Below are 16509 nucleotides of genomic sequence, written 5' to 3' on the forward strand. Positions count from 1 at the left end.
CGTATTACGTATACGCGGCGTTCGCTGTGGGGTCTTGTTCCTTGGATCTAATGGCTTTTGAACAGGCACTAGCCTGTTGAAAAGCAATCATCTTCTTCGTCACTGCGACCCCACAGCACCCTTGCGTATTACGTATACGCGGCGTTCGCTGTGGGGTCTTGTTCCTTGGATCTAATGGCTTTTGAACAGGCACTAGCCTGTTGAAAAGCAATCATCTTCGGCGTCACTGCAAACAGCCAGCACCCTTACGTATTTTTATATACGCCGCGGTCGCTGGCTGTTATTGCTCCTTGAATCTAATGGCTTTTGAAGGATATCCTCTTTTTAATAAAACATACAATCGATAAAATCATCAATACTTATTTTAAATATATACTCATGAAAGGGGGTTTTTTCTAAAACCCTTCTAATATTTTGTTCATCATACATCTGATTTTTTAATAGCTGTGCTAAATCATTGATATCATTAGAACCAAAGAAGTCTCCATAAATCCTACACTCTTCAATCAGACCCTTTTGTATATTTAGTCTTATATCCAAGGTACCTGCCTCAAACCTTTTGGACTTTTGTAGATGGTAATCTGGGGATTCTCCATAGTTCCAATCCCAAGAAGAATAACGGGCATGCATCATTTCATCTATCTTTTCCAAGTCTTGATCTGTTAGTTTATATTCATTCCTCTTTGAATCTTTCCCCTGTAAAATAAATGCTAGAAGGAAATCCTTAAACTCATGTACTGAAATCTTTTCCTTTAGATATGGAAGAATATTTGTGACCCTACTTCTAATAGACTTGATACCCTTAGATTCTATCTTTTCAATTTTTACATTTAGAGCCTCTTGGACAATCCTAAGGTCAGAATCAAAGAGTATTGTGCCATGATGGAGTAATTTGCCTGAGAAATAGTACTGTGCATTACCAGAGAATTTCTTACCATCTATGGTGATGTCATTTCTTCCAGAAAACTCTGCATTGACATCTAGGCTCCTTAGGGCCTTTACAACTGGTTCAGTAAATTTTTTAAAGTTACTTACACTGTCATCTTTATTTTTAGTGATAAATGTGAAGTTAAGATTCCCCAGATCATGATAGACAGCTCCACCGCCCGATAGCCTCCTCACCACATCTATATTGTTATCCACAATGAATTTTGAATTTATTTCTTCTATAGTATTTTGATTTCTACCTATTATGACCGACGGTTTATTTTGCCATAAAATAACAACATCATCATCTAAATCCAAATGCTTTAAAGCATATTCTTCCAGAGCTAAATTAAAATGAGGGTTTGTGGAATTGTTAGTTATATTAATCATGAATAACACCTCTTTCATTCATTTTAGATAGATTGATAACCTAATCATAGTTAATACAAGAATTAAATTGGAATATGTATCTACCAATGGCATTTATTATTATTCTGACATATTATATTCGACTAGACCTTTTATTTGGACCTTTTATTAAATACCCTAAAAAGAATAAAAAGAATCAATATATTGCTGGATTATTTTGGTTAATTCAGAGTTTTTTTTACTTGTAAAAAAAAACTCCTAGAGAATTTTTCTTTAGGAGTTTTTATGATTTAGATAGATCTGATGGGAGTGATGGTGGTCATAATATTAGCCACCTTTGACTATACAAGACCAAGAAGTTTTGCACCTTGAGCAACTACAAAGCATACAACAATACCTGTTACCGTTGGTAGAATAAAGGATATCCAGGTCCACTTCCAGCTTTGGGTTTCTTTACGGATGGTCCAAAGGGTTGTTCCGCAAGGCCAATGGTTTAGAGAGAATAACATCATACATACAGCCGTTAGCCAAGTCCAACCATTATTTACAAACAATTGACGCATTTCCTCTAGGCTATCTAACTCCAACATGGATCCTTTAGCCATATAGCTCATAATTAGGATTGGTACAACGATTTCATTTGCGGGCAGTCCTAAGATAAAGGCCATCATAATATAACCATCCATACCCAATAACTGAGCAAAAGGATCTAAGAAATTCGCACTGTGGGTCAGTATACTGGCATTACCTATTGTAATGTTTGCCATTAACCAAATAACTAGACCAGCAGGAGCTGCAACTGCAACAGCACGACCAAGGACAAATAAGGTTCTATCTAAAATAGAACGGACAATAATTTTTCCTACTTGAGGCTTTCTATAGGGAGGAAGCTCTAAAGTAAAGGAAGAAGGTAACCCTTTTAAAATGGTCTTAGATAATAATCTAGAAATCAGTAGAGTAATGAAAACGCCTAGTATGATCGCTGCTAAAATAGATAGGGTAGCTGCTATAGAACTAAAAGCTCCAGCTGCACTGGCAATGAATATAGTGGCAAGGGCAATTAAGGTGGGGAATCGTCCATTACAGGGTACAAAATTATTAGTAATGATGGCAATGAGACGCTCCCTTGGAGAATCAATAATTCTACAGGCAATAATTCCCGCAGCATTACATCCAAACCCCATACACATTGTTAGCGCTTGCTTTCCATGGGCACAGGCTTTCTTGAAATAGTAGTCTAAGTTAAAGGCAACTCTAGGGAGATATCCCAAGTCTTCTAATAAGGTAAATAAAGGAAAGAAAATAGCCATAGGGGGTAACATAACAGATACAACCCAAGCTAATGTACGGTATATACCTAACACAAGGATATCATGAACCCACTGGGGAGTGCCTAACCAACTAAAGAATACAGTTAAATGACCTTCTATCCAGAACAATCCATTGGCTAACATAGCTGATGGTACATTGGCTCCGGCGATTGTAAGCCAGAAAACTATTCCCAGGAGACCAATCATAATAGGCAGGCCAAATATTTTTGAGGTTAGTACACGATCTATTTTACGGTCCAGCTGATTATAGTTTTTGTTTTCCAGAGAAACCACTTCTTTGCTAATAGCCTCCGCTTTTTTAACAATGCTAGAAACGATGAGATCTCTTAAATCCTCCACTCCGTTATTTTCAGCTGCTAAAAGGTCATGGGCAGCTTGTAATTTTTGATTCAACATTTCGTCATTAGAAAAATCAAACTTTAAGTATTCATCCATTGATTGATTTAACGAATCATCGCCATCTATTAAGCGAAGAGATGCCCACTTACTGTTAATTTGCTGCCCTACTAAATTTGAAATATGGGGTTCAACGGTTTCTATTGCCTTTTCTAGAACTTCATCATAGTCGATTTTTACTGGGTTAGTTTTAATCTCTCCATTGATTAACTTTTCAACGGTCTCCTTCAATTCTTTTAACCCTTCTCCATTCCTGGCTGCTGTCCCCACTACAGGTACTCCTAAAAGTTTCGATAATTTTTTTAGATTAACATCTATTTTTTTTCTTTTGGCTTCATCTAGAAGATTAACACATACAACTACCTTATCTGTAATTTCTAGGATTTGTAGAACCAAATTGAGGTTCCTTTCTAAGCAAGTGGCATCAGTGACTACCACTGTTGCATGGGGATTTCCAAAGCAGATAAAATCCCTGGCAACCTCCTCCTCCACTGAGTTAGCTAATAGGGAATAGGTTCCTGGTAGATCCACCAAAATATATCGGTTATTCCTATGAATATATTTACCTTGGGCATTGGTCACTGTTTTGCCAGGCCAGTTACCTGTATGCTGATTTAATCCAGTAAGACTGTTGAATACAGTACTTTTACCTGTGTTAGGATTACCTGCCAACGCAATAACAAGATCATCTGGGGATTCCAGCTCAACCTCGAACATTTCCTTTAATGCTCCTGTACCTGTAGACTGGTTTGTTAAACCCATTTAGAATACCTCCTTTATAGTTGTTTAAATTACTTCTACATAAATTTTAGAAGCCTCTTCAGAGCGTAAAGCAATAACAGCTCCTCTTATCTCGTATGCAATAGGATCTCCTGCTGGACTCTTTCTCAAAGACTCAACAGTTGTATTGAAGATTAAACCTAGATCTAGCATTCTTCTTCTACTGATTCCTTCAGCAGTTAATCTTTTTACCTTACCAAAAGAACCAATAGGCAATTGATTTAAGGGAATTAAATTTTTTGCCATAAAAAAACCTCCTATTTATTTTTATATCTACATTAATATTAGTCACAGGAAACTTTATTTGCTGAGGCTAATAACATGATATTCACTATTCATAATTTGGTTACTCAAAACTTTTATAACTATGTTTTCATACCTCCAATGCATAAAATTTGGTAATTATCGCAAAATAAGTGGGATACGCTCTGAAATACCAAATTTAGTGAATGACAAAGGGAGTGATTATTATTAAAGGATTAATCATGGCAGGTGGAAAGGGTACACGATTGAAGCCTTTGACCTGTAGCTTACCTAAACCAATGGTTCCAATTATGAATAAACCTGTAATGGAGTATTCCATCGAATTGCTAAAAAAACATGGTATCACAGAAATTGCTGTGACTTTAGCCTATATGCCAACAGAAATCACCGATTATTTTGGTAATGGTGAAAAATGGGGAGTTAACCTCCATTATTTCATAGAAGATGAACCCCTAGGGACAGGCGGTAGTGTCAAAAATGCTGAGAGCTTTATAGATGATACCCTAATCATTATTAGTGGTGATGCTTTAACTGACTTAGATATACAAACTGCCATTGATTATCATAGGGAAAAAGAATCAAAGGCAACTTTAGTGTTGAGAAATGAAGAAGTACCCATTGAGTACGGAGTAGTGATTACTGATGACAGGGGCAAGATACGAAGGTTTTTAGAGAAGCCCAGTTGGGGTGAAGTTTTTAGTAATACCATCAATACTGGGATATATATACTGGAACCAGAAGTATTGGACTACTACAATCGAGGGGATAAATTTGACTTTAGCAAAGACCTTTTCCCAAAGTTGTTAAAGGACCAAGTGCCTATGTATGGCTATGTAATGGAGGGGTATTGGTGCGATATAGGGGATTTAAATTCCTATAAGCAAACCCATTTTGACATTTTAGATGACAAAGTTGAAATAAAGCTGGATGCAAAGTACCTAGCTAAAGGAAGTTGGATTGGTGAAGGTACCCATATGGGGGAAGGGGTTAAAATCGTTCCTCCTATATATATAGGAAGGAACTGTCGTATAAAGGATAATGTCGTATTGGATCAATACACCGTAATAGGTGATGATTGCATCATTGGAAAGGACAGCAGCATGAAACGTTCAATCCTTTGGGAAGGAACATCCCTTGGAGAACAGGTGGAGGCAAGAGGTGCAGTAATTTGTCATCGGGCTATAATCAAGAATAAAGTTGAATTATTGGAAAATGCTGTGATTGGAGATTTTACTCATTTGGCTGAAGGAGTAGTGGTGAAGCCCGATATTAAAATTTGGCCCAGTAAGAAAATTACAGAGAATACCATCGTTAATCAGAATCTAATTTGGGGAACTAAGGCCTCAAAGATTCTCTTTGGTTATAGAAACATATCAGGGGAGATTAATCTAGATATTAACCCAGAATTCGCATCCCGAGTGGGGGCATCATATTCCACCAGTATTCAAGGAGATACTACTTTGGTGGTCAGTAGTGATGATTCTAATGGGGCTAATTTAGTACAAAATGCTTTGATTTCAGGGATTCAATCCACTGGTTCACAAGCTATCCAACTACAGGGGGCAGTTATGCCAATGGCTAGATATGCCGTGCAGTATTTTAGAGCTGACGGTGGAATTCATGTGGCCACAGATAGGAAGAATCCTAATAAAATTACTATAGAATTCTTAGATGAAAAGGGCGGGAATATTTCCCGTAGTAAAGAACGGGACGTTGAGAACTTATTTAGTCGAGACGACTTTAAGCGATGCAATGGAGAGCAGGTTAAAAAGGTAATCTATGTGAATGAGTTTAAGTCCTTCTTTATCAAGGATGGGCTGAAGGAGTTTAAAAACACCTCAAATATTAAGAAAAATAATTTCAAGATCATATTGAGTTCCTATGCCAAGAATGGGGTGGAGGTAACAGGAGAACTATTGGAGGAGATGGGCTGTCATGTGGAGTACCATCATCCAAAGGGCAAAGAGAAAATGATGGACTTTCATATAGCATCATTGGCCAAAGAGGTGATGGAGGAAGGGGCCTTCCTAGGAGTATTCCTCAGCGAAACTGGAGAGGAATTGATGCTGGTGGACGAAAAGGGAAGGATCATAGGACAAGAGAATTACAGTGCATTAGCCGTATTGCTCCAGCTGAAAAGTGGAGTCAAAGACCCAATCATACTTCCCCATACAGCTCCTAGAGTTACTGAAGAAATGGCTAGAGGCTATGAAGTAGAGGTCATCAGAACAAAATCTGATCCTTCGAATATCTTAAAGGAAATGCTACAAGAAAAAGAATTTGGGGGGAAAGTAGCGTTACAGTATCTATTATCCTATAATGCAGTATGGGCTATCGGATGGATTGTGGATTTCTTAGGGAACTTGAATACTACCCTTGGGGAATTGGTGGATGAGCTACCCCAGATGTATTTTTTGAAAAGAGAAATTTCCTGCGATTGGCGGGATAAAGGACGGGTAATGAGGGAAATCATTGAGGAATACAGTCAGGGAAATGTTGAATTGTTTGAAGGTGTAAAAATAAATGATGACCGGGGATGGACTTTGATTCTACCCGATAGTGAAAGACCTCTTTTCAATATTTATGCTGAGGGTTACACAGAGGAGTTTGCAGAGGAACTCAGCAGTAGCTTTACAGAGAAACTGAAAACACTAATTGGAAAATAGAGTTTTGTTAATGATTAATTTCAAGAATTAAAGTAGGTTCAATTTATTAGAGAAAGGTGATGACAAAGGGAGATGATTTCAATTTTTAATGATTATTTGAATAGAAAGAATATTAAAATAGAGGAATTTAATGATGTAGTCCTCAATAGGGAGGAATTGGAGAACAAAGCTAGGGGACTGGCTAAAAGCCATCGTGTTTCTAAGAAAGAGAAATCCGCAAAATCCCTTTTGTATCGGCTAGATCATCATTATAGCAAAATTTCTGCTGTGTATCAGGAGGTATATTTAAATAACCAAAATGAAGAGGTCACTCCCCCTGCCCAATGGTTATTGGACAATTTTTACAAGATAGAAGAACAGGTAAAGGATATAAGACAAAATATTCTTAGGGAAAGATTTATGAAGCTAAAGGTTTTAGATGGGGGTTTTTTAAAGGGAGTACCAAGAGTATATGCCATTGCCCTAAAGCTAGTGTCCTATACAGATGGAAGCTTAGATGAAGCCACCCTCGTTAGGTTTATTAATGCCTACCAAAAACAACAGGTCCTCACTATAGCAGAGGTCTGGTCCTTATCTCTAATGATTAGAATCGCTTTAATTGAAAAGATTCGTATTGTCTGTGAAGGAATCCATAGAACGGAAATCGCTTGGCAACAGGCTTCGGAGCTAATGCAAAAAAAGCCTGAGGAGATTGCCCCATACATAGAGGATGAATTGGAGAAATGCAGTAGTATAAATGGATTACTGGTGGAACGTTTATTGAGACTTTTAAGAAGGCAGGACCAAGAAGGGGCCACTATAATCAATGCTATTGAGGAAGGCTTGAAGAAGTACCACCTTAACATTAAAGAGTTGACAGAGGATGTCCATCATCAGCAGGCAACATCTAAAATCACCATTGGAAACTGTATCATTAGTTTAAACCTTGTTGCCACCATAGATTGGAACGATATTTTTGAAGATATGAGTGGAGTCGAGGCAATTCTTTGTCAAGACCCAGCAGGAATCTATGAAAAAATGGATTTTGAATCTAGGGACCACTATCGACAACAGGTGGAAAAACTAGCCAAGGAGCAACAAATACCAGAAGAAAAAGTGGCCAAGGATGCTATCAATAGGGCAAAGAAATTTAGTGGGGAAGATCTTAATGATTCTGAAGGACATGTGGGGCACTATCTATTAAAAAGGGAAAGAAAACATCTTTCTGATTATTTAATTCCTATTGTTTTTATTACTTTTGTTATTGTCGGTCTATTGGTGGGATATAGCTATTCATATACAGGAAGAATGGAGATTTTGCAAACCCTCCTAATCATTTTTGTAGTCCTAATACCTGCCAGCGAGATTGCAATTACCTTCACCAACAGGATATTTACAAAACGATATCCACCAGATTTTATTCCACGAATTGAATATAGGGAGGGTGTTCCAGAGGAAGCAACAACGCTGGTGGTGATTCCCACCCTCGTTCCAAACAAAGAGCGGGTTAAGGAATTGTTGGAGCTGTTGGAAGTCTACTACTTGGCAAATCGTGAGAAGAATATCTACTTTTCATTGGCTGGGGACTTTAAAGATTCAATTGAACAGACGGATTCAGCGGATCAGGAGATTATTGATTTTGCCTTTAAGGAAGTAAAAAAATTAAATGAAAAGTATGCCTCAAATGAGCATTTGTTCTACTATCTGCACCGACACAGACAGTTTTCCGAAACCCAAGGAAAATGGATGGGCTGGGAACGAAAGAGGGGGGCTTTAGAGGAGCTCAACCGATTGTTGGCAGGGGATCAAAACACCAGCTATAGTTATGTCTCTGGCAAATTCCCTAAAGGAAAGGAGATTAAATATGTTATCACCCTAGATGCCGACACCTATTTACCCATGAATACAGCGAAAAAGCTCATTGGAATGATGGAGCACCCCCTGAATAGACCTGTCATTAATCAACATAAGGGGATTGTAGAAAAGGGATATGGATTAATCCAACCGAGAATTGATGTCAGTGTAGAGGGGGCAAATCAGTCCTTTTTTACAAAGGTATTTGCAGGACAGGCGGGAATCGACCCCTACACCACCGCCAGTTCGGAGGTTTACCAAGACCTTTTTGGAGAAGGGATCTTTACTGGAAAGGGAATCTATAACCTTAAGGTAGTTAATGAAGTACTAGGGCATAAATTGCCAGAAAACGCCATACTGAGTCATGATCTATTGGAGGGAAGTTACTTAAGGACTGCCCTTGTAAGTGATGTTCAATTAATTGATGGCTATCCTGCAAAATACAGTAGCTTTATGATGAGACTCCATAGATGGGTACGGGGGGATTGGCAGTTAATCAAATGGCTATCGGCAAGCACCCCTATTAATGCCTTATCCAAGTGGAAGATTTTTGATAACTTAAGAAGAAGTCTAGTATCCACTAGTCAACTATTGGTATTAATTTTGGGATTAAGCCTTTTTCAAGGCTCACCATTGGTGTGGGTTGGCTTTGGACTGTTAAGTATTTTTATACCTCTAATCCTATCGACAGTGGATTACATCAAGCTAAAGTACTTCACCGGACCTCGACAGGGAATGTCGGGAAATTTTGCCCTTGGCATGAAGAGTACCTTCTACATGACCATGCTCTCTTTAGCTTTCTTACCCTATCAAGCCTATATGATGATGGATGCCATCCTAAGGACCCTCCACAGGGTATTCATATCCAGGAAGAATCTGTTGGAATGGGTAACCGTGGCGGATTCTGAGAAAAAGTTAAGGAATGATGCTTCTAGTTATATTCGAAGAATGGTGGCTGTATTCCCCGTCGTGGGGGTAACAGTACTGTTAATTTTACTGATTCGTCCCTTTAACATTATTTATGGAATACCCCTACTTCTTTTATGGCTAATCTCCCCTTGGATTGCTTTTAGGGTTAGTCATCCAGAAGTAAATAAAATGGAGATTTTGGAGGAGTCAGATTTACAGGAGCTAAGGAGGTTAGCCCGAAAGACATGGGCATTTTATGAGGATTTAGTAACAGAGGAGGAAAACTATTTGCCCCCAGACAATATTCAGATGTATCCTCCAAAGGGGGTGGCCCATAGAACCTCCCCTACAAATATAGGATTTTATCTATTGGCTGTAATAAGTGCCAGAGACTTTGGATATATCACGACGGGAGATATGGTGAAACGAACTAGAAATACGATTGATACCATAAAGAAGTTAGAAAGTTGGAGGGGGCATCTGTATAACTGGTATGATACCAGAAGTCTTGAGGTCCTAAGACCCCATTATGTATCTACTGTAGACAGTGGAAATTTTGTCTCTTATTTAATTACCCTCAAGGAGGGATTAAAGGAGTATCAGGGGAGACGGATAATAGATCGGGAAATGATTGCAGGAATTAAAGACACCCTAATTGTTACTGATTGTTCTTCAAACCCTAAAGCCATCCTATTGGACAATTTATTGCAGCAGGGAGAATTGTCTATCAACGACTATTTTCAAGTCATTGATGAGTTCAACAGTATGGACTGGGACATTGAGGATGAAGAGGCACGGATGGAGGGACAAATAAAAGGACTTGTAAAGGAAATCGAAACCTATTTACCTATCTTAACCTTCCTTCGAAGAGAACCAAAGCTTATGGAAACACTCGATAAGCAAAAGGAAAACGCCAATGGAAATAAGTTAAAAGAAAATACGTTACAGTTCATTGAAGCATTAAAGAAAATCCCTAGTCCAAAGGATCTAGAGGTTATTTATGAAAAACTCGAGGAAAATCTAGGGAAAATCTCTTTAAAAGTGGCGACAGCAGAAGATAGAAATATACTTGAACTCTTTAGGGAAAAGGTAGCTGTAGCGAAGGGAAATACCAGTGCTTTAATTAATGACATTAATCAACTACAGATAGAAATTGAAGAATTGGTGGAGAGATCCAAATTTCAACATCTTTATGATTCAAAGCGCCATTTATTCTCCATTGGGTTTCAAGGGGAGGAAGAAAAACTCACCAACTCCTATTATGATCTATTAGCATCAGAAATGAGGATCACCAGTTATCTGGCTATTGTTAGGAGGGAGGTGCCACAAAAGCATTGGTTCAAGTTAGGTAGAGCTTTATCTGTGGTGGATTACCAAAGGGGACTGGTTTCTTGGACAGGTACAATGTTTGAATATTTCATGCCCTATTTGAATATGAAGAACTATGAAAATACCCTATTAGATGAAACCTATCATACAGTTGTAAATGCCCAGCGAATCTATGGGGAAAAGAGAAATATTCCTTGGGGTGTGTCGGAGTCGGGGTATTATGCCTTTGATACAATGTTAAATTACCAATACAAGGCCTTTGGATTACCGGATTTGGGACTCAAAAGAGGTTTAATTGAAGAGACAGTGATATCCCCCTATTCTACTATGTTGGCTTTGCCGATAGATCCTCGGGCAACCATGGGTAATATTCATAAGCTCATCATTGAAGGGGTAGAGGGGAAATATGGATTCTACGAGGCAGTGGATTATACGGCTGAAAGGCTGCCTAAAAACAAAAATAAGGAAGTTGTTCAGAGTTTCATGGCCCACCACTTGGGCATGAGCTTTGTCTCCATAAATAATTACTTCCATGATTTTATTATTCAAAAACGATTCCATCGGGACCCAATCATCAGGTCGGGAGAACTACTATTGCAGGAGAAAATGCCTTTGAGGGCTATTGTCACAAAGGAATACAAGGAGAGACTAGAGGAAAGAAAGGTAACGGAGACACCTCTAGAAAACGTCGTCAGGAGATATGGCATACCAGAGGAATTACCACCTAAAGTGCATGTTTTATCTAATGGAAGCTATGACTTGCTCCTTACTGACGGAGGGAATGGTTATAGTAAAATAAAGGATATACAAATCACCCGTTGGAGGGAGGATGTTCTATCGGAGGGCTACGGAACTTATATTTTCCTCCACAATGTCAGCAATGGAGATACTTGGTCAGCCACCTATGAGCCTTTGAAAAAAGAGCCGGATGGATATCAAGTTGTCTTTTCTCAAGACAAGGGGAAATACATCCGTAATGACGAGAATATCGAAACAGTGACGGAGGTATTTGTTTCTCCAGAAGACCCAGTAGAAATAAGGAAAATGGAGATTACCAACCACGGGACAGAAACCGTCACCCTACAGGTTACAAGCTATTTTGAGACGGTCATGACCAATCAATCGGCGGATGTTGCCCATCCGGCCTTTAGTAATCTTTTTGTAAGGACGGAGCTTTTGACTGACTACGATAGTCTACTGGCATCCCGTCGACCAAGGGCCCATGGACAAACACCCCAATGGATTTTCCATGGTGTCTTGGTGGAAGGTGAAGTGGTAGGAGGACTACAATATGAAACCAATAGAGGGAATTTTATTGGTCGTGGTAGAGCAATTAGTAATCCCTTGGCTTTAGAACATCCACTGAAGAATACTACTGGGATTGCCATTGATCCCATCATGAGTCTTAGGAGAACTGTAAGAATTCCTTCTGGAAAAACAGCCTATATCACCTTCACCACTGGAATTGAGGGTAGTAAAGAAGGGGTGACGGAGCTAGTTAGAAAGTACCATGATAGTAATGTCATTAATCGTGCTTTAGATTTAGCCTTAACAAGAAGTCAAGTGGAGTCCACCTTCTTCAACTTTAAACCAAAGGAAATAAAGGTTTTTCAAGAGATGTTATCCCAGTTGTTATTCATCAGTCCCCTTAGAAGAAAATATGGGGAACTGTTGATGGAAAACAAAAAAGGGCAATCGGGACTTTGGGCATACGGCATATCGGGGGATTTACCTTTACTATTGGTGACCATCAAGCGTATGGAGGATGTGGATATAGCAAAAGAAACCATCAGAGCCCATGAGTACTGGCGTTCAAAGGGAATTACGATAGATTTAGTTATCTTAAATGAAGACGAGAGCAATTATCTGCAACCGCTACAACAGGCATTAAGGGATATAATTTTTTCTAGCCCTAGTCGATACTTAGAAAATCAAAGGGGAGGAATCTTCATAAAGGATGCCAATGTCATGCATCATGAGGATAGAATATTACTGTATACAGTGGCAAGGATGATTGTGGCTGGTGAAAAGGGAACATTGACGAAGCAATTGCAAATGCCAATGAAGGAAAAACAGTACCCTCAAGAGAAGGTCTTTCATGAAAAGAAACTAAAATTCCATAGTAAAGACATTCCTATAGATGTCAACTTCTTCAATGGCTACGGTGGATTCGATAAGGATGGAAAGGAATATGTCATCAAACTAAAGGGGGATTTACAGACCCCGGCCCCATGGACAAACGTAGTGGCAAATGAAAATTTTGGGTTTATCGTCACGGAGGCAGGTTCAGGCTTTACATGGGCTGAAAATAGTCGAGAGAATAAAATCACCCCTTGGTCCAATGACCCTGTTTCAGACCCCACTGGCGAAATCATTTATCTACGGGACGAGGACAATGGAGAAGTGTGGAATATTACTCCTCTACCAAAGCGAAGAGAACATAGTTACGTTATCCATCATGGATTAGGCTACTCCACCTTCTTAAATCATAGTGAAGGCTTAGAACAGCAGTTGACCATGTTTGTACCAAAGGATGATCCAGTGAAGGTTAATTTTGTCACCATTAAAAATACCTCTGGAGAGAAAAGGAGGCTTTCTTTAACCTACTATGTGAATCCTGTCATGGGGGTCAGTGATGAAATGACTCGTCAATATATGGTGACGGAGATAAACAATGAAACTGGTGGCCTACTGGTTAGAAATCCCTACCAGACGGATTTTCCAGATAGAATTAGCTTTGTAGATACATCTGAGGTCATTTTCTCCTACACAGGAGATCGACAGGAGTTCATTGGTCTTGGAGGAAGTCTTAAAGAGCCTGCTGCCCTTAAAAGAGAAGGTCTTTCTAGGGAAACGGGGGCTGGTTTGGATGCTTGCCTAGTATTACAATGTCATATAGAGCTGGAAGCCAATGAAGAAAAGCAACTGGTATTTCTCTTAGGACAGGAAAAAGAGACATCAAAGGTAAATGAGTTAGCTAAAAAATATAGGGATGTAAACACCTGTAGAGAAGCTCTAGAAGAGGTTAAAAACTACTGGAGGGGGTTATTTAACAAAATTCAAGTTAAAACCCCCGACACGTCTATGGATTTAATGCTGAACGCCTGGTTGCTTTATCAGACGATCTCCTGTAGACTGTGGGCTAGGTCTGCCTTCTACCAATCGGGGGGAGCCTATGGCTATCGGGATCAACTACAGGATGCTATGAATATGTTGGATTCCGACCCAGACCTAGTGAGGAAGCAAATACTCATCCACTGTGAGCATCAATTCATAGAGGGGGATGTACAGCACTGGTGGCATCCAGGGGCAGGAGAAAAGGGGATAAGAACAAGATTCTCCGACGATCTCCTATGGCTACCCTATGCTACAGCAGAGTATTACCAACATACCCAAGATGAAGCCCTTCTCCATGAGGTGCGACATTTCCTAGAGGAAGAGCCCTTGAGGGAAGGCGAGGATGAACGATATGGTATACCAAAGATATCCGAAGAAAAGTCCTCAGTCTATGATCATTGCTGTCGTGCAATAGAACAATCTTTAAAATATGGAGTACATGGCATACCTTTGATGGGTTCGGGAGACTGGAATGATGGTATGAGTACAGTAGGAAACCAAGGCAAGGGAGAAAGTATCTGGTTGGGTTGGTTTTTGCATCGTATCCTAAAGAAGTTTTCCCAGATTTGCTATCTTCTGAAGGATGAAGAAAGAGGGGATCGTTATTTAAAAGTAGCGGATGAGATAGTTGCCAACATAGATGAACACGCTTGGGATGGAGAATGGTATATTAGAGCCTTCTATGATGATGGAAGTCCCCTAGGGTCCTCTGAAAATACTGAGTGTATGATCGATTCACTAGGTCAATCATGGTCCATTATTTCTAGAGAAGAAGAAAATGAACGAAGCCGTGTGGCCATGAAGGCTGTGGAGGATTACCTTATCAAAAAAGATGAAGGTCTAATTCTACTCTTTACACCACCCTTTGATGAAAGTGACCAAGAACCAGGCTATATCAAGGGATATGTACCAGGGGTACGGGAAAATGGTGGCCAATATACCCATGCTGCCTCTTGGGTAGTCAAAGGCTTTGCCCAATTGAAGGATGGAGATAAGGCATGGCAACTATACAACATGATTAATCCAATTAATCATACCCGTACTGACTTGGAGTGTGCCACCTATAAAGTAGAACCCTATGTCATGGCGGCGGATGTTTATGCTGTTGCCCCTCATGTTGGAAGGGGAGGCTGGACATGGTATACAGGTGTAGCTGGATGGATGTACAGTGTCGGTCTACAGGATATACTGGGGATTAAAAAACGAGGAAATAAACTATTTATAGTTCCTTGTATTCCTAGAGACTGGACTTGCTTTGAAGTGAATTACAACCACAACAATACCCAATATCATATTGCCGTAAAGAATCCCTTTGGAGTCACCCACGGCATCCGAAGAATTATGCTGGATGGTGGAAATATCAAAGAGGATTACATCAATCTAGTGGAGGATGGCAAGAGCCACTGGGTTGAGGTGATTTTGGGGGAAAAGGAATAGGATAGATGTAAAATACCTAAGATCTGAAGCAAAAATGAATTAAAAATAGAATGAGAATGAGGAAGCAATAAGTAGTGGACAATTGCTTCCTCTTTCAATTTTTATAGATTCTTCAATACCTTTAACTCGTAAGTAGGGGATGAAATTTTTTCGATTCCTCAATTTATCGACAGACCAAGTAGTTCTCCAGCATGATTAAACGAGTTGTCGTATTAATTGTACCTAGAAATTTTATGTGATATATGTAAATTAAACTTTTACAACATTGACAAAGCTAAGAGGAATGCTATAATATGGAAATAAAGAAAAAGAGTGGGCGATTCTTAGAGGATTGTTTAAAAATTTAACATATATCATTTTCGACAGAACCCAAAGTTTTTACCTTAAAATTATTTTAATAGGAGGAAAATGGCATTCTACGCCGAATAAATATAATTATACATATAACAGTAATATATAGGAGGATAAATTGGTGTGTGTCCTAATAGATTATCTTAGTAAATGGTCTTTGATGAACACTATTGGCATATATGTAAATGGGGAGTTCACGTAATAAGGGAATAAAGACAAGGGGTGAAGCCTATGAGTATGCTTTCTTTATATGATGTTTGCTTTAAAGTAGGTGTGTTGTTTACGGTTGTGACTTTTCTTTTAGGGCAATTCTTTGACTTTATGGATTTTGATGGGGATCTGACGATGGATGGGGATATTAGCGGTGTGGCGGTATCACCCTTAAAGCCAGTAATCATCACTGCCTACATCACCGTATTTGGCGGAGTAGGGATTATGGCCCTGAATAAAGGTCTTAGTCAAATAATTGCATTTCTTTTAGCCATTTCCATTGCCTTTGGGGTGGCGGCGTTATTATTCAAGCTAGTGATAGTCCCCTTACATAAAGCCCAAAGCACCAGTGCCATTTCTCAAGGCAACTTGATTGGACATAAGGCAAAGGTGGATGTGGGAATGAAGGAGGCATCCTTTGGAAAAATATCCTATACTATTGGAGGAAACTCCTATACTGCTCCAGCAAAGGCAGCTGATGGAGAAGAAATTCTCAAAGGGGAAATGGTGAGGATTGTTTCAATTAAAGACAATACCTATTATGTAAATAAGTCTCATTAGAAAAAGGTATTAATTTTAGGGGTATTGGA

6 protein-coding genes are annotated in these 16509 nt (G+C 39.2%); 3 read left to right on the plus strand and 3 right to left on the minus strand.

Annotation, left to right across the window (positions count from 1 at the left end; translation table 11 throughout):
* Positions 1–324: 324 nt before the first annotated feature.
* The 3 genes from JOC73_RS00005 to JOC73_RS00015 form a co-directional block, all read right to left on the minus strand.
* Positions 325–1317, minus strand: coding sequence for a lipoate--protein ligase (locus JOC73_RS00005; protein WP_204399787.1), 993 nt, complete (start codon positions 1315–1317; stop codon positions 325–327).
* 320 nt (positions 1318–1637) lie between these two features.
* Positions 1638–3785: a ferrous iron transport protein B gene (gene feoB / locus JOC73_RS00010; RefSeq protein ID WP_204399788.1), complete on the minus strand. Its 2148-nt coding sequence runs from the start codon at positions 3783–3785 to the stop codon at positions 1638–1640.
* A 24-nt stretch (positions 3786–3809) separates the two neighbouring features.
* Complete coding sequence (locus JOC73_RS00015) at positions 3810–4049, minus strand: FeoA family protein (RefSeq protein ID WP_204399789.1); 240 nt, start codon at positions 4047–4049, stop codon at positions 3810–3812.
* A gap of 203 nt (positions 4050–4252) precedes the next feature.
* Between JOC73_RS00015 and JOC73_RS00020 the strand changes: the two genes are divergently transcribed.
* The 3 genes from JOC73_RS00020 to JOC73_RS00030 all read left to right on the plus strand — a co-directional run bounded on the left by JOC73_RS00020 (position 4253) and on the right by JOC73_RS00030 (position 16480).
* Complete coding sequence (locus JOC73_RS00020) at positions 4253–6733, plus strand: sugar phosphate nucleotidyltransferase (protein ID WP_207755022.1); 2481 nt, start codon at positions 4253–4255, stop codon at positions 6731–6733.
* A 96-nt stretch (positions 6734–6829) separates the two neighbouring features.
* A complete protein-coding gene (locus tag JOC73_RS00025; protein ID WP_243427811.1) occupies positions 6830–15358 on the plus strand; it encodes a GH36-type glycosyl hydrolase domain-containing protein in 8529 nt (2842 codons plus the stop codon).
* A 582-nt stretch (positions 15359–15940) separates the two neighbouring features.
* Positions 15941–16480: an NfeD family protein gene (locus tag JOC73_RS00030; protein WP_204399791.1), complete on the plus strand. Its 540-nt coding sequence runs from the start codon at positions 15941–15943 to the stop codon at positions 16478–16480.
* Positions 16481–16509 lie beyond the last annotated feature (29 nt).

This window comes from Alkaliphilus hydrothermalis, from assembly GCF_016908555.1.
GTDB lineage: Bacteria > Bacillota > Clostridia > Peptostreptococcales > Natronincolaceae > Alkaliphilus > Alkaliphilus hydrothermalis.

Coding starts and splice junctions, on each gene's coding strand:
- JOC73_RS00005 (WP_204399787.1), bottom strand. CDS start 1,317: ATGATTAATATAACTAACAATTCCACAAACCCTCATTTTAATTTAGCT.
- feoB (WP_204399788.1), bottom strand. CDS start 3,785: ATGGGTTTAACAAACCAGTCTACAGGTACAGGAGCATTAAAGGAAATG.
- JOC73_RS00015 (WP_204399789.1), bottom strand. CDS start 4,049: ATGGCAAAAAATTTAATTCCCTTAAATCAATTGCCTATTGGTTCTTTT.
- JOC73_RS00020 (WP_207755022.1), top strand. CDS start 4,253: ATGACAAAGGGAGTGATTATTATTAAAGGATTAATCATGGCAGGTGGA.
- JOC73_RS00030 (WP_204399791.1), top strand. CDS start 15,941: ATGAGTATGCTTTCTTTATATGATGTTTGCTTTAAAGTAGGTGTGTTG.